The 23,215-nt window shown below is 39.9% G+C and carries 20 protein-coding genes; 5 read left to right on the forward strand and 15 right to left on the reverse strand.

The annotated features are described in order from the left end of the window. Positions 1–7 precede the first annotated feature (7 nt). Positions 8–487 (forward strand): 2-C-methyl-D-erythritol 2,4-cyclodiphosphate synthase, encoded by a 480-nt coding sequence (gene ispF / locus ACS5PU_RS14525; protein ID WP_439459877.1) that lies wholly within the window; start codon positions 8–10, stop codon positions 485–487. Positions 488–725: 238 nt separating this feature from the next. Here the strand turns inward: ispF and ACS5PU_RS14530 are convergent, their stop codons facing one another. The 10 genes from ACS5PU_RS14530 to ACS5PU_RS14575 all read right to left on the reverse strand — a co-directional run bounded on the left by ACS5PU_RS14530 (position 726) and on the right by ACS5PU_RS14575 (position 12,562). Then, positions 726–4,130: a glycosyltransferase gene (locus ACS5PU_RS14530; RefSeq protein ID WP_439459878.1), complete on the reverse strand. Its 3,405-nt coding sequence runs from the start codon at positions 4,128–4,130 to the stop codon at positions 726–728. Positions 4,131–4,426: 296 nt separating this feature from the next. After that, entirely contained in the window at positions 4,427–5,296 is an 870-nt protein-coding gene (locus tag ACS5PU_RS14535) for a pirin family protein (protein ID WP_439459879.1), read from the reverse strand. A gap of 78 nt (positions 5,297–5,374) precedes the next feature. Beyond that, complete coding sequence (locus tag ACS5PU_RS14540) at positions 5,375–5,905, reverse strand: YceI family protein (RefSeq protein WP_439459880.1); 531 nt, start codon at positions 5,903–5,905, stop codon at positions 5,375–5,377. 287 nt (positions 5,906–6,192) lie between these two features. Continuing rightward, positions 6,193–6,780 (reverse strand): Crp/Fnr family transcriptional regulator, encoded by a 588-nt coding sequence (locus tag ACS5PU_RS14545; RefSeq protein ID WP_439459881.1) that lies wholly within the window; start codon positions 6,778–6,780, stop codon positions 6,193–6,195. 12 nt (positions 6,781–6,792) lie between these two features. Continuing rightward, on the reverse strand, positions 6,793–6,951 hold the full coding sequence (locus tag ACS5PU_RS14550; protein WP_082458743.1) for a FeoB-associated Cys-rich membrane protein: 159 nt from the start codon (positions 6,949–6,951) through the stop codon (positions 6,793–6,795). A gap of 471 nt (positions 6,952–7,422) precedes the next feature. Next, positions 7,423–8,610, reverse strand: a complete 1,188-nt coding sequence (locus ACS5PU_RS14555) for a hypothetical protein (RefSeq protein ID WP_439459882.1) — start codon at positions 8,608–8,610, stop codon at positions 7,423–7,425. 76 nt (positions 8,611–8,686) lie between these two features. Continuing rightward, on the reverse strand, positions 8,687–9,553 hold the full coding sequence (locus ACS5PU_RS14560) for a type 1 glutamine amidotransferase (RefSeq protein WP_439459883.1): 867 nt from the start codon (positions 9,551–9,553) through the stop codon (positions 8,687–8,689). 7 nt (positions 9,554–9,560) lie between these two features. Further along, a complete protein-coding gene (locus ACS5PU_RS14565) occupies positions 9,561–10,661 on the reverse strand; it encodes a carboxylate-amine ligase (protein ID WP_124558004.1) in 1,101 nt (366 codons plus the stop codon). A 30-nt stretch (positions 10,662–10,691) separates the two neighbouring features. Further along, positions 10,692–11,753, reverse strand: coding sequence for an ATP-grasp domain-containing protein (locus tag ACS5PU_RS14570; RefSeq protein WP_439459884.1), 1,062 nt, complete (start codon positions 11,751–11,753; stop codon positions 10,692–10,694). Between the two features lie 101 nt (positions 11,754–11,854). Continuing rightward, positions 11,855–12,562, reverse strand: a complete 708-nt coding sequence (locus ACS5PU_RS14575; RefSeq protein WP_439459885.1) for an esterase family protein — start codon at positions 12,560–12,562, stop codon at positions 11,855–11,857. Positions 12,563–12,743: 181 nt separating this feature from the next. Here ACS5PU_RS14575 and ACS5PU_RS14580 point away from each other — a divergent pair, with 181 nt between their 5' ends. After that, a complete protein-coding gene (locus ACS5PU_RS14580) occupies positions 12,744–13,556 on the forward strand; it encodes an alpha/beta hydrolase (protein ID WP_439459886.1) in 813 nt (270 codons plus the stop codon). Between the two features lie 2 nt (positions 13,557–13,558). Here the strand turns inward: ACS5PU_RS14580 and ACS5PU_RS14585 are convergent, their stop codons facing one another. The 3 genes from ACS5PU_RS14585 to ACS5PU_RS14595 all read right to left on the reverse strand — a co-directional run bounded on the left by ACS5PU_RS14585 (position 13,559) and on the right by ACS5PU_RS14595 (position 16,730). Next, entirely contained in the window at positions 13,559–14,467 is a 909-nt protein-coding gene (locus ACS5PU_RS14585; protein ID WP_439459887.1) for a hypothetical protein, read from the reverse strand. Positions 14,468–14,482: 15 nt separating this feature from the next. Then, positions 14,483–15,919, reverse strand: a complete 1,437-nt coding sequence (locus tag ACS5PU_RS14590; RefSeq protein ID WP_439459888.1) for an MBOAT family O-acyltransferase — start codon at positions 15,917–15,919, stop codon at positions 14,483–14,485. Positions 15,920–16,034: 115 nt separating this feature from the next. Beyond that, positions 16,035–16,730, reverse strand: a complete 696-nt coding sequence (locus tag ACS5PU_RS14595; RefSeq protein WP_439459889.1) for a TIGR02117 family protein — start codon at positions 16,728–16,730, stop codon at positions 16,035–16,037. A 136-nt stretch (positions 16,731–16,866) separates the two neighbouring features. Here ACS5PU_RS14595 and ACS5PU_RS14600 point away from each other — a divergent pair, with 136 nt between their 5' ends. Beyond that, the gene (locus ACS5PU_RS14600) at positions 16,867–17,319 is read left to right on the forward strand and encodes a VOC family protein (protein ID WP_439459890.1); all 453 of its coding nucleotides are present in this window, start codon (positions 16,867–16,869) and stop codon (positions 17,317–17,319) included. On the opposite strand, the gene ACS5PU_RS14605 is transcribed toward ACS5PU_RS14600, so the two are convergent. Next, a complete protein-coding gene (locus ACS5PU_RS14605; RefSeq protein WP_439459891.1) occupies positions 17,320–19,080 on the reverse strand; it encodes a caspase family protein in 1,761 nt (586 codons plus the stop codon). A gap of 43 nt (positions 19,081–19,123) precedes the next feature. Here ACS5PU_RS14605 and ACS5PU_RS14610 point away from each other — a divergent pair, with 43 nt between their 5' ends. Beyond that, positions 19,124–20,497 carry a tetratricopeptide repeat protein gene (locus ACS5PU_RS14610; RefSeq protein ID WP_439459892.1) on the forward strand — a complete coding sequence of 458 codons (1,374 nt, stop codon included), beginning with the start codon at positions 19,124–19,126 and terminating at the stop codon, positions 20,495–20,497. Positions 20,498–20,512: 15 nt separating this feature from the next. On the opposite strand, the gene ACS5PU_RS14615 is transcribed toward ACS5PU_RS14610, so the two are convergent. Beyond that, positions 20,513–20,737 carry a hypothetical protein gene (locus ACS5PU_RS14615; RefSeq protein WP_439459893.1) on the reverse strand — a complete coding sequence of 75 codons (225 nt, stop codon included), beginning with the start codon at positions 20,735–20,737 and terminating at the stop codon, positions 20,513–20,515. 409 nt (positions 20,738–21,146) lie between these two features. On the opposite strand from ACS5PU_RS14615, the gene typA reads away from it, so the two are divergent. Then, complete coding sequence (gene typA / locus ACS5PU_RS14620; protein WP_439459894.1) at positions 21,147–22,952, forward strand: translational GTPase TypA; 1,806 nt, start codon at positions 21,147–21,149, stop codon at positions 22,950–22,952. Positions 22,953–23,215: the final 263 nt, after the last annotated feature.

Consider the following 23,215-nt stretch of genomic DNA (forward strand, 5'->3'; position numbering starts at 1 on the left):
AATTTCCATGAAAATTAGAGTAGGTTTCGGATTTGATGTTCATCAATTAAAAGATCAGCATCCATTTGTGGTTGGCGGCGTAACTTTAGCACATCATAAAGGTGCATACGGCCATTCTGATGCAGATGTTTTGCTTCATGCCATTTGCGATGCACTTTTAGGCGCTGCCAATTTACGCGATATCGGTTTCCATTTTAAGAATACCGATGATAGGTGGAAAGGAATTAGCAGCTTGATTTTATTGAAAGAAACGGTAAAATTATTGGCTGAAAAAGGCTGGCAGATTGGAAATATCGATGCGATGCTTTGCTTAGAAGCTCCAAAAATTAATCCCCACATTCCGGCGATGCAGCAAAATATTGCCGATGCGATAGGGATTTCTACCGAAGATATTTCGATAAAAGCCACAACCAACGAACAGATGGGCTTTATTGGCCGAGAAGAAGGCGTGGTTGCGTATGCCGTTTGTTTGATCGAAAAACCTTAGCCAAAGGTGAAGTAGTTTGGCTGTTAAATCCAATAAATTCGCCAACTATCAGCCTTAAGTTTAATTTTTAGAGAAGAGGGCGTATCATAACTTGAAGTTTCATCCAAATTTGTCACGTTGAGCTCCCGATTTTCGGGACAAGTAGTCCAAACGCCAGGTAAGACTTTTAAACAAGTCCTTCGACAGGCCCAGGGTGACAGTTGTCCATTTGTGAGACAGCCTCTTCTCCTTAAGGTGATTAAGCAGCTTGGCTTTTCACATTCCCAGTTCTTTTTAAAGTTCCCCAGGTTTCGAGCTCGCCTTTTATGGCTTTTCTGAACGAACGGAACAGCACAACATACATCAACTGGCGCCAGAAAAAGCGTTGTGGGAAAAGATACAATAGGTTTTTATATTTTTCTTTTTCCATCCTGAATGCAATGGCTGCAAAAGCCATATCTACCACGATAAAGATAATGTAATAGAAAAGTACCTGCCCGAAACCATTATGCAGGCTTAAAATCCCTGAAAAACCGGTTAATGTAAGGTTATTGATGGCGCTTAAAGAAAAAAGGCCACTGATAAGGGAAATAAGCATAAACAGATCGGCTAAGGGAGAAAAGAGCGGCAAAATAATCTGGTAGATCAGAATATTGGGCATGCCTACCATACCAAAATAGCCGTATTTTTTATTGAGCAATGTTTTCCTATTCTTCCAAAAGCTTTGCATTACGCCAAAACTCCAACGGAAACGCTGTTTTAGTAACATATTTACTGTTTCTGGGGCTTCGGTATAGGCAATTGCACTATCGCAGTTTTTTACAGTGTAGCCTGCCCTGAGTATGCGCATGGTTAAATCGCAGTCTTCGGCAAGCGTATCAATGGTGAAACCGCCAATTTCTATAATTACCTCTTTTCTGAAGGCTCCAATTGCCCCAGGTACAACCGTAATGGTGTTGAGCAGATCGAAGGCACGCCTATCCATATTCTGCGCGGTAATGTACTCGATAGATTGCCATTTGGTGATGATGTTGTGTGCGTTACCAACTTTTACAGTACCGGCTACAGCAGCAATTTTATCGTTGTAAAAGTAGCGCATCAATTCAGTAACCGCATCATCCTTGAGTTGGGTATCGGCATCTATACAAACCACAAAATCGGCGCTGGCTTTAGATATACCATAATTTAGGGCCGAGGCTTTACCTCCATTTGTTTTGCTGAACACCTTAACCTGCGGATGATTGCCAAAGTGGCTGCTGATCATTTCAAAAGTTTTATCTTTCGAACCGTCATCAACAAAAATTAGTTCGAAATCGGGATAGGTGGTTTTTAAAAGGCTGTTAATGGTTTGTACCGCAGTAACCTCTTCGTTATAAGCCGGGATAATGATACTTACTTTCTGAGATGGATGCTGAATTAATTTCCCTGCATTTTGTTTTGCCCTTTTTCTTTGTCTGATGGCCAGGTAAGCAATAAATATGGTCCTCAGAATGGCCAAAACAATCGCTACTGAAAATATGATGTTCAAAACCATATTGCCGTAGTAGAAGAAATTGATAAAAAAGTAATCGCCTGAGCCCGAAAAACCACTGTTTGCTGTAGATTTAACGGCTGGCATAAGCTCTGATCTTTTTTTGCCCATCAAATCGCCAACTGTGGTAAATGTATAGCCTTTGGCTTTAAAAAATTTGATGATCCGTGGTAAAGCGGCAACTGTTGCCTCGCGGTTTCCTCCAGCATCGTGCAATAAAAGGATATTTCCGTTCTCGTGCTGTTTAACCACTTCATTAAAAATCTGGTCGGCAGTTTTGCCGGGCTCCCAATCTTCAGGGTCGATATACTCGCCAATGTTAACATAGTTCTCTTTACGGCTTTGGGCAACAGGCAGTATTTCGGAAATGTTTTGCGGCTCTGCATCTGCATTAAATGGCGCACGGAACAAAATGGTACTGTGGCCGGTAACGGCTTCGATTAACCTGCGCGTAGCATTCAGCTCAAATTTTACACGCCTTGGGCCAATGGCCGACATATCTGGGTGGAAAAACGTATGGTTGCCTATTTCATAACCATCGTTGTATTCCTGCCTAAGCAGTTCCATGTTTTTTTCGGCCATAATGCCCACCACGAAAAAGCATCCGGGTACTTTTTCTTTTTTAAGGATACTGAGTACCTGCGGGGTATATACCGGATCGGGACCATCATCAAAAGTTAATGCAATCTTTTTATCAGCTTCGCCAAAGCGTTTAATTACATATTGTTCAGGCAAACGCGTGTATTTTTGATCGGCAATAGAAAAATTATCTTTATTCAAGGTAAATCTTACACTTCCTGGGGTAGGGGTAGAAATTAAGTCCAAAATTTCGCCGTCGCCCAGATAGGAAATTCCACCCATGTTCAGCGAAGCAATTTTGCGTAAATCGAAAGGTTTTTTCTTTAAGGTATCCAAACTTAAATCGTTCGAAATAAAGCTCCAAAGGCGTTTATCTTCTGAGCCCAGGCGCCACAAAGCAATACCTGCAATATCCCAATCATCAGCCTTGCGGATCAGATTAAAATAGGTGGCTGCATCGGTAAAGTAAACCTCGTGGTTAATGCCGCTGCCATCTTTATAGCTGTAGTTTAAATTGGCCGAAGCAGCATTGTAATTTATCTTACTTTTGTAGTTTACTGCTGCCGTCATGGCCTGTTCGTATGTTACCGGCTTTCCTACACGTTTATCTGGCCAATCGTAGCCATAGCAGGCCAATGCCAATATTACTTTGTTGGCATCAACCTTATTGCAAATGTCGTCAAGCTTTTCTTCCACCCATTCCTGGTGCGAAATATCACCGGCATTACTTTGCTCGGTATGCTGATCGTAAGCCATCAACACAATATAATCATTGTATTTTTGTAAGATTTCTGGCTTATAATCATCGTTTTCGGGTGAAATATCCTGAGATACAATTAGTTTTTCTGCATGGAACTGCGCATAAAGATTTTTCATAAAAGCATTAAAGCTATCGCTGTTTTCGAGGTCAAGTTCTTCGAAATCGATATTAATGCCGCGATAGCCATATTTCTTGGTAATGGCAATCAGGTCGTAAATTAATTTTTGCTGTGCAGGCTGATCATTTAACAAGCGCCTTACCGCTGCACCATCCCAGTGGTCTTTATTGTAGTTGGAAACCACTGCAATAGCCGATTTTTTGGCCGCATGGATTACTTTTAAAGCAGCAGTATCAGCTTTATCTACAATAGAATCGCCGTTTAAAAAGAAAGACTCTGTAGCCACCATATCCAAATGGCCGATGTTCCGTTTAAGATCTGGCAGTGATTTATCAACCGTTGAAGCCCAGCTAACGTAAAAAGCCATGTTTATGCGTTTGGCGTTGCCACGATGGGTTAAAATGCGGTGCTCGCGGTCTTTTTTGATCTTTTGAAGTTTCGATTTTTCAATCGTAAAATCTTTATACTGCTGCGATTTTTTTAATTTCTCTAACTGTTTTTGGGTTAAAGGCGTATTGGTATCAATATATGGCAAGTTTGGGGCCTGTACTGATGATAGGGTATATACAACGCAGCTGATGGCGATAATGAAGGCTAAAAAAAATGTGCGGCTTACCCAGGTAAATGTATGCCAGCGTCTTTTAGTCTCAGTTTGAAATATTTGTTTTCCGGACATTTTTCTGTTCTGATTTATGAATCAAATGTCACTAACGAATATGAAGATTGTATGAATGATCAAGAGCGGGTGCTAGGGAAGATTAATCGTTAGGTTTTTTGAATATATAAATTTATTTAGCTAAATATCAGTGTTATACGGGATATTTAAATGTGAAAAAACCGACAGATTTTAGGGAAATGCCGGCTTTTAACAGTATAATTAGCGATGGTATACTCAAATAATATTGATCACCGATTAGCCATTAGGCCTTCAAGGCTATTGTAAACGCTATCTGATCGGTGTGATAGTTTTATTTATTCTTCGAGGTAGCCAAAGCAGCCTCTGTTATAATCTTCTATGGCCTGGTTAATTTCGGCTTCGGTATTCATCAAAAACGGACCGTACTGTGCAATTGGCTCGTTAATTGGCTCGCCACTTAAAACTAAAACAATACTGTTTTCCAAGGTTTCGATGTTTATCTGCTCCCCTTGGTTTTTAAAATACACAAAACTATCGGCCGGGGCTGTTTCCGATCCATTTACCCTGATTGAACCTTCAATAACCATTAATCCGGTATTGTAGTTTTCAGGGAAACTGAAACTCACCTCTGCGCCTTTATTTAAACGGGCATTGTATAATTCGACAGGGGTAAACGTGCTGGCATTACCTTTTAAACCTTTGTAATTACCGGCAATAATTTCAATTTTTCCCCCGTTTTCTTGTAAATTAAAATGAACCATATCCGCCTGTTTAATGGCTTGGTATTTTGGTTTATCCATTTTATTTTTGGCGGGGAGGTTAACCCAGAGCTGAACCATTTGAAAGGGACCTCCGGCTAAACTGTATTGCGCTTCATGGTATTCTTTATGTAGTACGCCACTTGCCGCTGTCATCCATTGCACATCGCCAGGATAAATTACGCCACTATTGCCCGAGCTGTCGTGGTGTGCCACTGCGCCATGATAAGCAATGGTTACGGTTTCAAAACCGCGGTGCGGGTGAACGCCAACGCCCCTTGGTTCTTTCCGTGCAGAAAACTGGATTTTTGAGCCATAATCCATTAAAAAGAAAGGGCTCATGTTAATATCGTAACCGCTTGGGAAGAAATTGTGTACCCTAAAACCATCGCCTACCATATGGGGAGCAGGGGCTTTAAGTACTTTTTCTATTTGTTTTGTTTCCATTACCTTCTAATTTTATAAGGCATGGCGCAAAGCGCAAGCAGCCTTTTGTAAGGCCCAAGCGCATTGCTCTATGCTAAATTATGCTTGTTTCACGAACTGCAATTCGCCTAAAATGCGAACTTCTTCGCTAACCATTACGCCACCTGTTTCTAACGCTGCGTTCCAGGTTAATCCGAAATCTGAACGGTTAATTTTTCCGCTTAAGGTAAAGCCGGCTTTGGTATTTCCCCAAGGATCGGTAGCAATACCACCAAATTCGGCAGTTAATTTTACGGGTTTGGTTTCGCCTTTAACAGTCAGGTCTCCTTTAACAATGTAATCGCCACCATCTTTCTCTACTGAAGTAGATTTGAATTCAAGGTGGGCAAATTTTTCAGCATCGAAGAAATCGCCGCTTTTTAAGTGGTTATCGCGATCTGTATTTCCGGTATCGATAGAATCGATATCGCCTTTGAAAGAAATTTCTGCATTTTCAAACTCATCACCTTCTGATGATAATTCTGCTGAGAAAGATTTTAAACTACCGGTTACAGTAGTAATCATTAAGTGTTTTACTTTAAATTGTAATTCGCTGTGGGTTGGATCTAAAGTCCATTTTGTAGTTGCCATATCTTTTGTTTTTTGAGATGTTTAATATTTACAACACAAAAGTACAGCACAGGTTTTAACTACAAATTGATGTATGTTAAGTAATTGATTGATTGATTGATTGATTGAATGAAAGAAGGATAGATTGATGGAGGGATTGAATGATTCGTTAGTTTGTTGTATTGTTGAAAGGTTAGACTTTGCGAATCATTCACTCATTCAAAATTCAATCATTCATTAATTAAATTGTGAAAAGTTGGAATGTTGAAAAACCATTCACTCATTCAAAATTCAATCATTCATTAAAGCTAAGGCCTGAAATGTTTATTGGCAAGTTCTTTTCTAACCCTGCTTAAGGATTCGGGAGTGATGCCCAGGTAAGAAGCAATCATCCATTGTGGTACGCGGAGTGTTAGGTTTGGATACAGTTTAATAAAATCAAGGTACCTTTCTTCGGCTGTAGCACTTAACAGCATATTGATTCTTTTCTGCATAAAGCGGATAGAATTATGCAGCATGGTTACGTTTAGCGCTAACAAACAGGGAACTTTGCGTGAGGCTTCGCTCATAAAATTATCCGGAACAATTACGGCTTCAGTAGTTTCTATGGCTTCGATAAAAAATTCTGAGGGCTCATCGTGCATCTGGTTACGATCGGAAATAAACCAGTTTTCCGGGGCAAACTGAATAATGTGTTCTTTGCCTTTCGAATCGATGGAGTAAGACCTTAACAGGCCCTTGCCTACGAAGAAGCCGTATTTTAAAATATCACCTTTATATTGTATGATCTCGTTCTTCTCGAATTTCTTGACTTTTAAGGTTCCCGAAATGCTATCAAACTGTTCATCAGTTAATTCTATCTTAGACTGAAAATATACTTTAAACTGATGGATCATAAAGGTAGGCGGTTATTTTTTTACGGGCTTAATATCGGAAAAATCTACGCCACATTTGCAGTTTCCACCGCAACCATCTTTTTTTACCTGTAAAGATTTAAAAACCAAACGGCCAACATATACCAATGCTACCGCAAAAAGTAAAAAGACTAAAATCGTTTGAATATCCATAGTACAAATATAAGGGCTTTAAAGGCTTTGGTGTTCAGCTAAATGTAAATATATCGGATGTTTTACCACAGATGGCACCGAGTGGTTTTTTAATAACCTCAGTTCGATAACTAATCTTCCTTTAAGCAGGTATTAAAACGGCTTTAGTCGTCACCATGTCCCGATTTTACACCGGATCAGGGTCTTTCATGCTAAGAAGATGCTGAAATAAATTCAGCATGACGACCGCGTTAGACTAATGTGGCTAAAACTGGATGTGAATTAAATCTTTTTATTTTTTTGCTACGGATTCACAGAAAACACGGAAAGATATACCTCCGTGTCATTTCGCCTTTTGCAATAAGCATTGGTTATTAATAATTGTTTACTTTCGTGGAGACACGAACCTAGGCACAAGAAAACAGGAAATGTTATTCCTCTATGGATCTCTGTGCCTTTTCTCCGTAACCTCGGTGGTTAAGAAAATGATAATCACTCCTCCATAAAACCCACCGTTCCGCCAACCCAATCGAAATCGGCATTATAGCGCACGCCGATCATTTTGCCCTTGCTTAAACGCGCTAAATTAATGCATAACTGCGGTTCGCCGCCATCAGGCCATAAGTACATCATCCTGATTTCGGCTTTAACGCCTCCATCAGGCGCCTGAACAGCGGGTTCGTAATTTACTTTGCGTTGCAAAATCCAGTTTTCGGGATCTTTTATATTGGTAATATCTGTTTCTGTTACATCGATAATTACACCCATTCCCGCAAAAGAAAATAAGGGTTTGAGTACATAGTTTTCTAAATCTTTCGGAACTGTTGTTACTTCATTTAAAAATGTAGTTTCGGGTACAAATTCACTTTTTAAAAACGGCATGGTATATTTACTGATGCGGTAAAACCAGTTGGGATGGGTTACCCATTCGATATCCAGTTCTTCACGGGGATCGAAACTGTTTTTGAAAATTTCTGTATTATCGGCAACTTCATCAAAAATCAAACGGTTATAAATTCTTTTTAATTGAATCTGTTTGCCGTTTTCTACATAAAACAATTGCCTGCCTACTTTTTTAATGTCTGCTAAAGCTAAAATCTTGATGCCCAGTAATTTTTGCGTAACAAAAAAATCAATCGCCGTTTTCTGGTTGGGGGCATCTACATCCATTAAGGCAACTTCTTCTGGCTGGTGCTTACCTACAATTACTTCCTTAAGCAGTTGAATATACTTTTCTTCATCAAAACCATTAAGCAAGTAATTTACCGAGCTATCTATTTCGAAACAGGCCTGGAAGGTTTTAGCCAAGTGGTGCTGAAAGCCATACAATGAAGGGAAGCCCTGCATTTCAATTAACATGGGACTAAGTTCTCCGTCCTTATTTTTACAGATACCGAAATCGAATGTTAAAAAATGTGGCTGCTCATTTTCATTGGGAACATTCCAGTTTGCTGGGATTGCCTTTTGGGTTAATGTTTTAAAGTTGGGCTGCTTAATGAGGTTTATAATTTCTTCACCTGCTGCAATCAATTTTTCTTTTAGTGATTTCGGAATAAATATCGGGGTTTCTGCAACCCTGAAAGGAATTTCGGGATAACCTTTTTGCAGGTTGGCCAGAAAGTTTTTATACTTCTCTTCGGTAAACTGTTGATTGTATTTTTGGCGTTGCGCAGGTATCATAAAATTTTATTTAAAACTTATTCCATAGATTTCTCCAGTGCGGACGGAATGACGGATTAGCGAAAGATAGATTGCTTCACCCTTTCGCTTGATCCACTTCTTCAGTTCGCAATGACGAATGTTTTTGAAGGTTATCGATTGCTTTCTTTAAGAAGTTAGGCAAAATAACACTTTGGGTCAATACGATCCTTGCCGGATCATCCAAACTGTTCAGCATGTCGGAATATTTTTGCTCGCCATGCATATCTATAATTGCTTTTTTCTTTTCTTCTTGTAACAGGTACATTTTCATACCCACCGGATCGGCTTCTGGGTGAAACTGTGTACCGATGATCTCGTTCGAAAACCGGATCGACATCATGCAGCGTTCTAAATCAACATGTTTCCGCTCTTTTTCAATGGCCAATAATTTTGCCCCTTTGCGCTCAAAAGCCTCAAAATCGGGTTCAATAACCTGCCAATCCCTACTATCTACCGAGAAGAAAGGATTGGTTATGCCATTAAAAATTTCATCTTTTTCTCCTTCTTCTGTTAACGTAATCGGGAAAATACCAAAAGCATTCGACCGTCTTTCGGTTACATTACCCAGATTATATTTTCTGCAGGCCAGTTGGAAAGAGTGACAGATCAGAAAAACATATTTTTTTCTTTCCCCGTTTTGATGGTTAAATCCTTCTATTTCATCTAAAAGGTTAAAAAAATCATTTTCCCATTGCTCGCCCTTACTTTCAATCGGGCTTCCTGGCCCACCGCTCGAAATATAGGCGTCGTATTCCATGCCCGGTATTTCGCCTTTTTGCCTTAAATCAAAAATATCAAAGGTTAAATCGATATTGTTTTCGTTCTTAAATCGGGATAAAATTTCCTGAATTCCCCTCATGCCCTGGTTAGGTGCGCCATTATTCATGTCAATAACGGCCACCTTTAAACTACTTTTATCCATTATAAAATTACTTTGCGCCTATAAGTGTTTGGGTAGTAATGTAATCTACCACCGCCTCAAAGTTACCAGTTTGCTGGTAAACAGCCAACTGCCTATCTGCACCAGTGCCATGCTCCAGTATTTTATGAACATAATTAATATCATCACGGCAACCTAAATCATCTACCACATCATCGACAAAATCCAATAATTCTAAAATCAGGTTGCGGCAGTTTACTTCCATTTCCTTACCGAAATCAATCAGGTTACCATCAATTCCGTAACGGGCGGCGCGCCATTTGTTCTCGTTTATCAGCGCTCTAGAATAACTTATAAATTCCATATTCTGCAAGCGTAGTTTATACAATTTTGCACATAATGCCTGAAAAAGGGCTGTAAAGGCCATTGTTTCGTCAATTAGCATCGGACAGTCGCAAATGCGGAATTCAACCGTATCGAAAAACGGATGTACGCGGATATCCCACCATATTTTTTTTGCATTATCCATGCAATTGGTTTTAATCAGCAGTTTTACATAATTGTCGTAATCTTCAATGCTGTTAAAAATATCCGGAATGCCTGTACGTGGAAATTTGTCAAAAATTTTCGTCCGGAAAGATTTGTAACCGGTATTTCGCGATTCCCAGAAGGGCGAATTGGTTGATAGTGCAAAAACGTGCGGTAAAAAATACCTTACCTGATTGGCAATATGAATGGCCAGCTCGCGCGATTGAAAACCAACATGAACATGCAGCCCAAAAATGAGGTTGGAACGGGCAGCTTCCTGTAGTTCGTTTACAATTTCGTTGTAGCGCGGATGTTCAGTAATCAACTGTTTTTCCCAATGAGAAAATGGATGCGTACCGGCAGCGCCAATTCTTAAGCCCTGTTCTCCGGCAAGTTGCGATACGGTGTAACGCAACTGTGAAATTTCCTTACGGGCTTCGGTTGTAGTGCGGCAGATACCTGTGCCAACCTCTACAACTGCCTGGTGCATTTCTGCCTTAACCTGGTCTTTATGTATTTTTTGAGCAGCTTCTACAATTTTTTGGTCGTGCGAAGTAAGCTCTCTGGTAACGGGATCAATTACCATGTACTCTTCTTCTATGCCCAGCGTAAACTCGTTCATGCTAAATATTTGTTAAAATTTAAATCCCAATTATTTTTTTGCTGCTGTTTTTTTAGGCTTTGTAGGCGCTTTTTCAGTAACAGCTTTCGCGGCAGGTGCTTTTTTAGCAGGCGCTGTTTTTGTTGGTGCCGCTTTGGCAATTAATGGCTTTCCTCCAACCGAGGCTTTAATGTATTCGCCCCAGGTTAAATTGTCCTGGCCATCTTTCTGTGCTTTGGCGCGTTCTATCGCATAATCTGCGGTGGTTTCTACTACCCAATCAAAATTTTCCTGTCCAACACTTTTAATATCCGCATCTGGTGCCGGATTGCAAAAATCGATGGCAATAGGCACACCATCACGCACAGCAAATTCTACTGTGTTAAAATCGTAGCCTAAATATTGGCATAACTTCAAGGTATACTCTTCAACTTTTTTGAGCAATTTAGGATCGGGCGATTTTCCTTCGGTTGCATAGCGCAGATGATGCGGGTTGCGCGGATCATATTGCATAATGCGTACATGTTTGCCACCAATGCAATAACACCTAAAGTAATCTTCAAAAATAATTTCTTCCTGTAAAAGCATTACCAGTTGCTGTGTGCCGCTATGTTTATCAAAAAAATCTTCCTTATCGTGTAATTTATAAACATCTCTCCATCCACCACCATCGTAAGGTTTCATGTAAGCCGGAAAACCAACATAATCAAAAATGGCATCCCAATTTAATGGCATTTCGAGGTTCGAGAAAGATTCTGATGTGGTTCCTGTCGGGTGTTCTCTAGAAGGTATTAGTGCTGTTTTGGGTACCGGTACACCAATTTGCTCGGCGAGGGCATTATTGAAAAACTTTTCGTCGGCACTCCACCAAAATGGATTGTTGATTACAGCTGTTCCGGTAATGGCTGCATTTTTTAACGATGCGCGGTAAAATGGTACATCCTGCGAAATGCGGTCGATAATTACCGAATAGCCCAAGGGCGCATTCTGAAATATTTTGTCGATTTTAACCGCTTCGGCAGTAATGCCTTTTTCTGCTTTTTGGTTAATTCTTTCGATTACGGCTTCAGGAAAAGAGCGTTCCTGTCCAAATAAAATCCCTATTTTTTTCATCGGTATAATTAAGTTTAATTGTTTAACTGGTTAATCGGTTAATTGTTTGGGTGATACGATTTAATCGACTCTAGACTTAGGACTGGGGACTCAGGGCTAAACTAAAGCTGTGCAATATAATTTGGAAACATTTCACGCCAGATGGGCCAGTCGTGATCGGCATTTGGCCTGATATCGAGCCAGTGGTCGATGCCTTTTTTATTTAAAATGGCCGATAAACGTTCATTGTCCGCCTTACACATATCGCGATCGGTTGTGCCCAGAACAATTTTCATGTAGTGCAGCTCAGGATTACTGTTGTTTAAAAGATAATCTACCGGATTGTTGAAATAAACATCATCATTGTAGAAACCATCTAACTGACCAGAAATATCGAATGCTCCGCTCATGCTAAACATGTGGCTAACCAGCCAGGGATGACGGAAGGCAAAATTTGCAGCATGGTAGCCGCCAAAACTGCAGCCTGCTGTAATAATTTTGCTGTGACCGGTTTCCTGCCTCGCCAGCGGTGCTACTTCTTCCAGCAGGTACTTATCATACCAAATGTGGTTTTTAACCCGGTCGGCAGGGTGGATGCTTTTGTTGTACCAGCTTAATTTATCAACGCCATCGGGGCAGTAGACTTTGATTTTTCCTTCGTTGATGAATCCTTCAACAGAATCTATCAGGTTAAAATCCTTGTTTTCAAAATATCGGCCCATGCTTGTCGGGAACAGTAGGATAGGGATACCACCGTGACCAAAGATGAGCATGTCGATTTCGCCGCTTAGATTAGGGCTGTACCATTTCTTATGTTCTTCTTTAACCATAACAAAAAATTAGATGAACTTAAGGTATAAATTTAAATCTGTAAAAAGAATAGTTTAAAAGGTAAAATGATGTAAATCAAAGCGTATTGTAAAAATTAACCTATGGTAATTAATAGTTTATGGAGATTTGTACCTTTGCCCCGAAATCTGAGGGCATAGCCATGTGATAGGGGATTTGAATATGATGTACACAACAATTTTATCGGTAAAAGTTAACACCAGTAACTTTAAAATACCTTCGGCTTATTTAAAGCACGAAGTAGAAATAGATATATATAGCCCAGAAGGTATTTTGGGAAATGAAAAGATCGAGCTTCTTTTATTAAACGATGGGCAAGATGTTGCTAAAATGAATTTTAGTAGGCTTTTAGAAGAAGCCCATCATGGTAAAAGAAACCATAGGTTAATTGTTGTGGCCATTAAAGCATCTGCCGATCGCCTGTTGGAGTATGGTGTTGCAGGCGTGCCCGATTTTAAAGGCCGAGGTGCCAAAGCAGGTTTATACACCGATTTTATTATTAAAGAGCTGTTGCCTTTTGTGAAGAAGAAAATTGCCATGCCAATTACAGGTAAAGTAGGCTTCGCCGGATTTTCTTTGGGCGGTTTATCTGCCTTTGATATTGCCTGGAATAATCCTGCCGCCTTTGACGCTGTTGGCGTATTTTCGGGTGCTTTTTGGTGGAGGAAAAAGGATCTGGCTGATGGATATACCGATGCCGACCGCATTATGCATGCACAGCTCGAAAGTACATCGACCAAGCCTGATATGAAATTTTGGCTGATGACAGGTACGGATGATGAGAAAGCCGATAGAAATAAGAATATGATTATCGATTCTATTGATGATACCATCGATATTGTAAAAATACTCCTAAATAAAGGCTATAAACGGCCTGAAAACCTTTTTTACTTTGAAAAGGTTGGTGGCAAGCACGATGTTCCAACCTGGGAAAGCGTTATGCCGGCTTTTTTAAGCTGGGCGTTCGAAGTTTAAAATTATATCTTACCTAAAAGCCCATTTATTTTTATGCTCAGCTTTTTAGCGCCAAATTCGTTTAGGTGGTCCCCATCATAAAAATCTTGTGCATGGAAAGAGCTATCCTGTAACAGGTTATAATACTTAATGGCAAGGTGCGATGTGTTTAATCTTTTTATGGTAGATAAGGTGGTGTTTAATTGGTTTCTGCTTAAATGCGATACATAAGATTTATACGCTGGGCTGGTAAACAACAAAACTTTAATGTGTTTTTGCTCTGCAAAAGAGATGATCTCATCAAGTAAGTGCAGATTGGTTGCGTATTGCAGGTTATCTTTCGCAGTATGCCTGGCTGCGGCAATGGTTCCACTTTTAATCAGATCTTTATGGTTAATGGCCTTGTAACCTGCCCCCCAGCCAAGGCTGCTACAGCTGATATCATTTTCGCCTTTTATATAGTGGTTGTAAAGCCTTTCTAAATTAATATTGAGCTTATTGCTCAGCATTTCCGTGCTGTTGAAAATTTTATGGTCGGTATTGATATCATAATAAATGCGGTAGTTTTTTGCCCGCCAGGCTTCAGGGCTGTTTTCTAACCTGCCATAAAATGAAAAGTAATCAACAGGGATTACGATACACTTAAGGTGAGCCCATTTGTTGCTGTATTTTTTCAGGATTTCCAGGTCATAATCAAACGACTGCGAAATGTAGCTGGCATTAAAACTCGATTTAATGTATTTAGGATCTATGCCATAGTAAACATGGGAGCTGCCCAGAAATAAAATATTTACTTCCTTGGCGTGATGATCGAGATAGCTTTTTTTGTACTCATAATCGTTCGGGATCCTTCTGATCAATACTTCAAAAAAAAGGCCTAAAACTACAATTGGAAACAGGAATATGGCGGTATAGGTGATAAATCTTTTCATCGTAATGCTTCGCGGTTAAAACTGAAAATAAATAAACTGTTGTTCTGCTCCGGCAAAAAAGAAGATAACCAGAACAAGGCCGTAATAAATGCCCCATCTAATCGGTTTTGGCCACGATAAGGCAAATTTGGCAATGGCATATTGTTCCATTCTACCGTTACATTCTATTAAGATGAATAAAGCCAGTAAGAGGAACAGTTTAACCGGCAGTAGCTGTGGAATGGTAAAAAACGATTCGGAACCGATTGCCGATATGATATTAAATGCGTGCTGAACAGAATTGGCCCTGAAAAAAACCCATGCAAAAACGGTTAAGCCGAAAGTGAGTGTTATTTCGGTAAATTCTTTTAAGCTTGGCCATGTGCGTCCCTGAGCTACAGTATCAAGGTTCGACCTATTGGTACTGAAAACAATTGAGGGCATAATGTACAGCGCGTTCAGTAATCCCCAGATGATGAAGGTCCAGTTGGCGCCGTGCCAAAAGCCGCTTACCAAAAAGATAACGAAGGTGTTCCGTACCTTGATCCAGGTGCCGCCCTTGCTTCCACCCAGTGGGATATAGAGGTAATCCCTGAACCAGGTAGATAGCGATATGTGCCACCTCCGCCAAAATTCAGCAATATCCCTGGAGAAATAAGGGAAGGCAAAGTTTCTCAACAGTTCTATCCCGAATAATCTTGCTGTGCCCAGGGCAATATCAGAATAGCCAGAAAAATCGCCATAAATTTGAAACGCAAAGAAGATTGCACCCAACAGCAAGGTACTGCCACTGTATTCGCCACTGTGGTTAAATATGGTGTTGGCATAATTGGCGCACTGATCGGCAATTACAATTTTTTTAAATAGCCCCCATAAAATCTGCCGTAAACCATCAATGGCTTTGCTGTAATCAAATGATCGTTCTTTTTTAATCTGCGGTAACAGGTGCGTGGCCCGCTCAATAGGTCCGGCAACCAGCAAGGGGAAGAAACTTACAAATAAAGAGTAATCGATAAAGTTCTTTTCGGCCGGAATCCTGTTTTTGTAAAGATCGATTACATAGGATAAGCCATGGAAAGTATAGAATGATATACCAACCGGGAGAATAACCTTTAATGTCCAAGGGTTTACCTGAAGACCGAAGTTGGCAATGGCATGGGCAAAAGAATCGGCAAAGAAATTATAGTATTTAAATATGGCCAAAAAGCCAAGGTTAATAGAAATGCTGAGCCAGAACCAGAACTTCTTAGCCTGGCTGTTCTTGCTTTCAGTCATTTTTAAGCCCGTAAAATAATCGAGCAGGGTAGAGAAGATCAGCAAGAACATAAAGCGCCAATCCCAGCAGGCATAAAAGAAATAGCTTGCACCAAGCAATAAAATATTCTGAGATTTTAACCGCTTTTTTCCCAATAGCCAGTACAGGATAAAAACTATAGGTAAAAAAGCAGCAAAGCTAAAAGAGTTGAAAAGCATAGCGTTAAGATTAATACTTCGTTTAGGAATAAAATTAATGCTTTGCGCTGTATGATTAATATGGCGGCGAAAGTTGTACGCGGAATTGTTTAATGCTGTGTAATAACCTGTGCAGTTATTTTACGGTATCTGTGTGGCTATACTTTAAAAAAATACCGGTATCGAAAATAGTCCACAGGCAGCTTTTTTGCTTGCATGCTTTTAGGGCCGAGTTGGCCCAGGTATTGCAGGTTTTGAAAATGCTGTAACTGCCCTTGGCCTCATAAAAAGCATCTCCAATATCATAATGGATATTCGATTTAACGTTGATGAGGTGGCCTGCTTCATCTTTTTTAAAACTGTTTAAAACATATTGAACAAGCAGCTTGTACTGCGCATGGCTGATCATGATCCTTTTACAGGCAGCATCTTCCCTAATGTTTTTATAATAGGTGGTGTGCATAGCCGAAGTACTTAAGCCAGAAATGGCTCTCAAAGCTGTGCTTAATTTGAGGTCGGCAAACTCTGGGGTTTCGAGATAGAATTTTTTATCGCCCCAGCCCATGGCCAGGTACAGATAGGTGCTATCGGCTTCGAGGGTATTTGCGTAAGGGATTTCTTTTGTCCAGTTTATTTCAGGGTTAACTGCAGGCATTACAATATCGGTGTGAACGCCATTGGTCATAATGTAAATGGCAACTTCCTTTGGGTTTGTAGCCTTTGCATTTATGGTTATGCGCGAGCAACAAAAGGCAACGGTAAAATAGAGACCAATCAGCGCGATAAATGCAATAGAGAATTTACCCGAATACCTTAAAAACCTTTTGTTCATTGCGATCAGCTTTTATCCTTAATACGGTACAGGTATTTTTGGTAACCCAACCACATAGTCCAAGCTATCAATTTTATTGATGAGCATATAGAAAAACACGATTTTTTGCAGGCATAAATATCTCTACTTTCACAAAATGATAAAGGGACTATTTGAAACACATATTTATGTAGCCGATTTGAAAAGATCAGTCGATTTTTACCAAAACACGCTAGGCCTAACCCTATGCCATTATGAGCAAGAACGCAACATTGCCTTTTTCTGGATCGGTAAGCCACAGGAAGCCATGCTTGGGATCTGGCAAAAGCCAAAAAAAGAGATCGATATCAGGCATTTTGCTTTCCGCTGCGATGTGGAGGATGTACTCCATAAATCAGTCGGATTTCTTGAGGCTAAAAATCTAAAGCCGTATAATTTTCTTCAAGATGGAAACCATAAACCCATGGTTTTTGCGTGGATGCCGGCATTGGCCATTTATTTTAACGATCCTGATGGCCACGCGCTCGAATTTATAGCCATTTTGGATGGAGAAGCAAAGCCGGAACTGGGTGTAATTTCTTATGACGATTGGCTGCTGGCAAATCAATAACTAGTTTCGCCTTGCATACATATTGATCCAACGGGTACCCATACCCCGAACAGCATCGTACGTAATTTGCTGAATATTGTTTGCAAGTGCTGTTATGGCCAAATTGTTCAACAATAAATTAGGCGTAGTTGCGCGGTATCCAAAAAAGCGGATGCGGTTAATTGCTCCCGAACTGATATCGGGCGGCAAGGGTTCATGATAGGTAAAAACGAAACGCGGCCTTTTATTATCAGCAGAAACAACTGCATAATTAAGATACAGCACAAGGTTTGCTTCTAGTGGTGAATGTACAAGCTGTATACTTTGTTCTTTTTTGAGTTTTGCAGTGATGGCGCTGGCCAGGTCTTTTGGGATGGATAAAAGTATATAAAACCGGCCCCTTTTGGTCATGGCTGAGATTTCTGAACCTGGCTTTAACTGGTTGGTGTATAAAAAGGTAGAACTTGTCATGTCTACAGTCCAGTTAAAATAATCCTGATAGCCTTTAACTTTGGTAAATGGTAATATTTCTTTGTGGAATAAGGCTGTAAACGCCGTTGAATTTAGGTTTGATGTAGGAATGTAAACCTTGAGCAAAGGCCCCGAAATCCGGTAAGGATCTGCCCGTACAAATACATCACCCTTTTTAATTTTTAAAGCAGGGTTTATGGTTGCAATTGCGCTATCGGCAAAAACCTTTAGTAGTGTAACACTGATTTTATTGTTTTTTGATTTAAAGATATTTCCCATTGCCAGTTCATCATTAAAACCAGCATCGAGCGTAATGGTGCTGTTGTTGATATTGATGCAGCGCGCTGTAAAAGGTGGAGTAATTTTTTGCAGGGGAAGGCCGATAAAATTGGTGTTTTTCCGCAGGCTATCGTAGTGGTAGGTTGGGTCTTGCTGCAAACGCTGTTTAACATCCACTTCATTGGTAATTCTGGTAATTACTTCCGAAAAAGACAGGTCTACCTTACTTTTTTCAAAAACACTGATCAGCGATTTGGTAAAGGCTCCATGAGGCCGGCCCGATTCGTCGTAAATTTCCAATGCCTTTTCTGCATTTGTACAGGCAGAAAGTGAGGCAAAGCGCGAGTTTTTGGTTTCTGAAGGTCGCGGAATGTTTGCGGTATCTGCTATGGTTAGGGTAGTGCTCATATCAAAGGGGATACTTCCACGGGGTATATCTTTGTTGCCTTCAATCTCATTATAACGGTAGCCATTATGTAGTGATGGAGCTGCTTTGCCCATGGCAATATTTCCACTGTAGCAGCAATCGAACAATGTGGTAAGGATAATTTTTTTCTCTACAAAGCGGTTAAACAGGATCTTTAGCGTATTATCTTTTACAAGGCAACCATGGTTTGGTGCATACAGGTTGCTCATGCAAATGGCCTGACTGTAACCCATCTTAAATGGGTTTTTTAAGGTTGCTGGATTATCGATATACACACCATGACCACAAAAAAAGAAAACCACTGCATCGCCAGGGTTCCCTTTGTCTAATATTTCGAGCATGGCTGCGGTCATGTTCTTTTCGGTAGCAGCAGCATTTAACAGGGTTGTAATGTTTTCTTTCTTAAAACTGAAACGGTTTAAAAGCAACGATTTCATGCTCAGGGCATCATTTACACAGCCTTTTAAATTGTGCCTGCTACTTTTTATGCCTGGGGCATCATAATATTCATTTATACCGATAATAACGGCATACCTGTTTTGAGCCAAAATATGTTTAGGCAGGTAAAAAATGAAAAATGCTATTATAATCAGGAACTTTCGCATATCGGCCATTTTTTAACTAAATTTAGTTTTTAAATAATTGATAATGAGGAAAGTGTATATTTTTTGTGCAGTATTCTTTACATGTTTTACAGTTTTTGCCCAAAATAGGGCGGTTGATAGTTTATATAAAGAATTATCCTACCAAACCACAGATACAGGCCGGGCCATTGCGCTTTATAACCTCAGTTATTACTACCACAAATACAAACCAGATTCTGCGATGTTGCTGGCAAAGCAGTCTTTCGATTTATCGAAAAAAGCCAAGTTCTTAAGGGGCGAATCGTGGGCCTTAAACAGTATTGCAAATGCTTTTCATGCCTTGCACAATTACCCAAAAGCCATTGAATATTTTATTGCCCAGATGAAGATTGAGGAAAAAAGGGCAATACCCGAAAATATAGGAAGTGCCTACCTGAGCATTGCACTGGTTTACAATAGCGAAAAAGAAACCAAAAAAGCACTGTTTTATGCCTTTAAAGCCGATTCTATTGCTAAAGCCAATAAACTGCCCGAGCTTGCCCTATTTGCTAAGCTTAATATCGGCGATATTTATGAGAAAGCAGATAGCCTCTCGTTGGCCATGGTTTACACCCAAAATGCCTACGATTTATCCCTACTTCAAAAAAATGAACTGATAACCGGAACTTCATTGAATAATTTAGGCAACATTTACATCAAACGGGCCGACTTTAAACGGGCATTTGCTTATTATCAAAGAAGTATTCCGTACTTAACGGCTGTGGAGGATTACAATACATTGGCCGAATGTAATTTGGGCATAGCCAAGGTGTACCGCGAGCGTGGAAACATCGATTCTGCAGTTTATTATGCTAGGTATGTGTATCAATTGGCCAGTAAAAACGAATTTTTGGCCAGGGCTGTTGATGCAAGCGCGTTTTTGGTGCAGCTTTATAAAAACCAGGGCAAGATAGATAGCGCATTTGCCTATCAGGAAATAATGGTTAACCTTTCTGATACGATTGATAGTAAAGAACGGGCAAAAGAAGTGCAGAGCATTACCATTGCCGAAGAAATGCGCCAAAAGGAAATTTTAGAAGCCAGGGAAAAAGAAGCAGAAGAGCGGAAGCAGAAATTGCAATTACTTGCCATTGGCATCCTCATCCCCATCTTCTTTTTCATTAGCATATTTTTGAGCAGAAGAAAGGTAAACAAAAAGCTGATCGAATTTTCGGGAATTGTTTCTCTGTTAATGCTTTTCGAATACCTTACCTTATTTATCCATCCATTTGTGGCCGAAAAATCGCACCACTCGCCGCTGATAGAAATTGTAGTTTTTGTGGTTATTGCTTCACTGCTCACGCCGGCGCATCACCGGGTAGAGCACTGGCTGATTAATAAGTTGAGTAAAATAAGGGAATACCACCAACAGATCCGCCAGTTAAAAAACAATGAATAATTGACCGCAATAAAATTACTTTTTTGGAGGTGGTGCCTGCCCGTTTCTTCCGCCCGTATCGGTAGTATCGGCCATTCGCGATGATGACATTACTTTTGTGGTATCTACAACCACTGTATCGGCAGTTTTTACCACAGTGGTATCGGTAGTTTCGGCTTTCTTTTCGCTATTGCAGCTTTGCAGCGATAATACTGAGCTGAGGGAAACAATAAATGCCCCGGTTAAAATAAGTTTTTTCATCTAGTTTGAGTTTAAGTGTTATTGAAGTTACAGCTTAATTTTTGTTTTGTAATTGGTTGTAAATTATTTTGTTAAAGTTGTAAACTAGTTTGGTTTGACTTGCTGTTGTGTAAATTAACCTGCAAATCAATGCCGGAAATCGATATTGTTAGCTGGTAGAAATAAGTTTTATACAAAAACATTGGAGCAATGACACCGTACGTATGGTCATTCAGATAGCTATTGGATGAGAACCACGATTGGTGATCTTAGATAATGTTAAAGCGTAATGCATCTGTTATGGATAGTGCATCTGCCTTCTGATTAAAAATGAGACAATTACAACATTATCTTCTTATTAAATAGTGACTTGTATAGTTGAAAATCCATTTCTAAACACTATCTTTGCGCCAAATTTGAGGCGCATTTTATGCAAAAGATTAGAAATATAGCTATTATAGCACACGTTGACCACGGTAAAACCACTTTGGTTGATAAGATTTTACACTCTTGTTCTATTTTTCGTGACAACGAACAAACAGGAGAGTTGATATTGGATAACAACGATTTAGAGCGCGAGCGTGGTATCACCATCGTATCTAAAAACGTTTCTGTACAATACAAAGATGTAAAAATTAACATTATTGACACTCCTGGTCACGCGGATTTTGGCGGTGAGGTAGAGCGTGTTTTGAAAATGGCCGATGGTGTACTTTTACTTTGCGATGCTTTTGAAGGTGCAATGCCTCAAACGCGTTTCGTAACGCAAAAAGCTTTGGCACTGGGTTTAAAACCAATTGTGGTTGTAAACAAAGTGGATAAAGAAAACTGTCGCCCAGAAGAGGTTTACGAGCAGATTTTCGAATTGTTCTTTAACCTTGAAGCTACTGAAGAACAATTGGACTTCCCGGTTATCTACGGTTCATCTAAACAAGGATGGATGAGTACCGACTGGCAAAAACCAACTACAGATATTTTCGCTCTATTAGATGCGGTTGTGGCAAACATTCCACCTGCGCCAATTAACGAAGGTACTTTACAGATGCAGATCACCTCTTTAGATTATTCATCTTTCGTAGGTCGTATTGCAATCGGTCGTGTTCACCGTGGTACAATTAAAGAAAACCAACCGGTTACTTTAATTAAACGCGATGGCAAAATCGTTAAATCAAGAGTAAAAGAACTTTACACTTTCGAAGGTTTAGGTAAAGTAAAAGCTACTGAAGTAGGTTCAGGCGATATTTGTGCTGTTGTAGGTATTGATGGCTTTGATATTGGCGATACTATTGCTGATTTTGAAGCACCAGAGCAACTTCCTGTAATCAGTATTGATGAGCCAACAATGAACATGTTGTTCACCATCAATAACTCTCCTTTCTTCGGTAAAGAAGGTAAATTGGTAACTTCTCAACGTATAAAAGACCGTTTGTTAAAAGAAATGGAGAAAAACTTGGCGTTGAAAGTTGTTGAAACTGCATCTCCAGATTCATGGTTGGTTTACGGACGTGGTATTCTCCACTTATCGGTATTGATCGAAACCATGCGTCGTGAAGGTTACGAATTGCAAGTTGGTCAACCACAGGTAATTGTTAAAGAAATCGACGGTAAAAAACATGAGCCTGTTGAGACTTTAATTGTTGATGTTCCTGGAGAAGTTTCTGGTAAAGTAATCGAATTGGTAACTCAACGTAAAGGTGAGTTGTTAATTATGGAGCCAAAAGGCGATTTACAGCACTTAGAGTTCGAAATCCCATCTCGTGGTATTATCGGTTTACGTAACAACGTATTAACGGCTACTGCTGGTGAGGCGATTATGGCACACCGTTTCAAAGCTTACGAGCCTTGGAAAGGCACTATCCCTGGCCGTTTAAATGGTGTATTGATTTCTATGGAGAAAGGTCAAACTACTGCATATTCAATCGATAAATTACAGGATAGAGGTCGTTTCTTCATCGATCCGGGAGCTGATGTTTACGAAGGTCAGATTATGGGTGAGCACATCCGTGATAACGACTTGGTAGTAAACGTGGTAAAAGGAAAAGCATTAACCAACATGCGTGCTTCTGGTACTGATGATAACACCCGTATTGCTCCGGCTATTAAATTCTCTTTAGAAGAGGCTATGGAGTATATCCAAGCTGATGAGTATATCGAGGTTACGCCTGTTAGCATGCGTTTACGTAAAATCTTCTTAACAGAGCAAGAACGTAAAGTTAAAGGAAAGCAATTCGCTTAAAACCTAAATCCCCGAAAGGAGATTTAGAAAAAATATCAAAGCCCCGGTGTAAATCGGGGCTTTTTTGTGTTTTAGAATTTAAGTTGTAAGATTAATGATTTGCATAATCTTAAAGTATTCTAATCATGGTGCCGTTATGCTGATCCGATATCTATCGGATCAGCATAACGATTATGCAATAAATATTGATATGAAATCTTTTAAGGGTATTTTTAATCATATAACTTAAATCAATAGTTTATCTTGCCATCACAATACCGTAT

The sequence above is a fragment of the Pedobacter sp. GSP4 genome, assembly GCF_051857575.1.
Classification (GTDB): domain Bacteria; phylum Bacteroidota; class Bacteroidia; order Sphingobacteriales; family Sphingobacteriaceae; genus Pedobacter.

Excerpts from the sequence above, each read along its gene's own strand:
- ispF (WP_439459877.1), top strand. The coding sequence starts at position 8 with ATGAAAATTAGAGTAGGTTTCGGATTTGATGTTCATCAATTAAAAGAT.
- ACS5PU_RS14530 (WP_439459878.1), bottom strand. The coding sequence starts at position 4,130 with ATGTCCGGAAAACAAATATTTCAAACTGAGACTAAAAGACGCTGGCAT.
- ACS5PU_RS14535 (WP_439459879.1), bottom strand. The coding sequence starts at position 5,296 with ATGGAAACAAAACAAATAGAAAAAGTACTTAAAGCCCCTGCTCCCCAT.
- ACS5PU_RS14540 (WP_439459880.1), bottom strand. The coding sequence starts at position 5,905 with ATGGCAACTACAAAATGGACTTTAGATCCAACCCACAGCGAATTACAA.
- ACS5PU_RS14545 (WP_439459881.1), bottom strand. The coding sequence starts at position 6,780 with ATGATCCATCAGTTTAAAGTATATTTTCAGTCTAAGATAGAATTAACT.
- ACS5PU_RS14550 (WP_082458743.1), bottom strand. The coding sequence starts at position 6,951 with ATGGATATTCAAACGATTTTAGTCTTTTTACTTTTTGCGGTAGCATTG.
- ACS5PU_RS14555 (WP_439459882.1), bottom strand. The coding sequence starts at position 8,610 with ATGATACCTGCGCAACGCCAAAAATACAATCAACAGTTTACCGAAGAG.
- ACS5PU_RS14560 (WP_439459883.1), bottom strand. The coding sequence starts at position 9,553 with ATGGATAAAAGTAGTTTAAAGGTGGCCGTTATTGACATGAATAATGGC.
- ACS5PU_RS14565 (WP_124558004.1), bottom strand. The coding sequence starts at position 10,661 with ATGAACGAGTTTACGCTGGGCATAGAAGAAGAGTACATGGTAATTGAT.
- ACS5PU_RS14570 (WP_439459884.1), bottom strand. The coding sequence starts at position 11,753 with ATGAAAAAAATAGGGATTTTATTTGGACAGGAACGCTCTTTTCCTGAA.
- ACS5PU_RS14575 (WP_439459885.1), bottom strand. The coding sequence starts at position 12,562 with ATGGTTAAAGAAGAACATAAGAAATGGTACAGCCCTAATCTAAGCGGC.
- ACS5PU_RS14580 (WP_439459886.1), top strand. The coding sequence starts at position 12,744 with ATGATGTACACAACAATTTTATCGGTAAAAGTTAACACCAGTAACTTT.
- ACS5PU_RS14585 (WP_439459887.1), bottom strand. The coding sequence starts at position 14,467 with ATGAAAAGATTTATCACCTATACCGCCATATTCCTGTTTCCAATTGTA.
- ACS5PU_RS14590 (WP_439459888.1), bottom strand. The coding sequence starts at position 15,919 with ATGCTTTTCAACTCTTTTAGCTTTGCTGCTTTTTTACCTATAGTTTTT.
- ACS5PU_RS14595 (WP_439459889.1), bottom strand. The coding sequence starts at position 16,730 with ATGAACAAAAGGTTTTTAAGGTATTCGGGTAAATTCTCTATTGCATTT.
- ACS5PU_RS14600 (WP_439459890.1), top strand. The coding sequence starts at position 16,867 with ATGATAAAGGGACTATTTGAAACACATATTTATGTAGCCGATTTGAAA.
- ACS5PU_RS14605 (WP_439459891.1), bottom strand. The coding sequence starts at position 19,080 with ATGCGAAAGTTCCTGATTATAATAGCATTTTTCATTTTTTACCTGCCT.
- ACS5PU_RS14610 (WP_439459892.1), top strand. The coding sequence starts at position 19,124 with ATGAGGAAAGTGTATATTTTTTGTGCAGTATTCTTTACATGTTTTACA.
- ACS5PU_RS14615 (WP_439459893.1), bottom strand. The coding sequence starts at position 20,737 with ATGAAAAAACTTATTTTAACCGGGGCATTTATTGTTTCCCTCAGCTCA.
- typA (WP_439459894.1), top strand. The coding sequence starts at position 21,147 with ATGCAAAAGATTAGAAATATAGCTATTATAGCACACGTTGACCACGGT.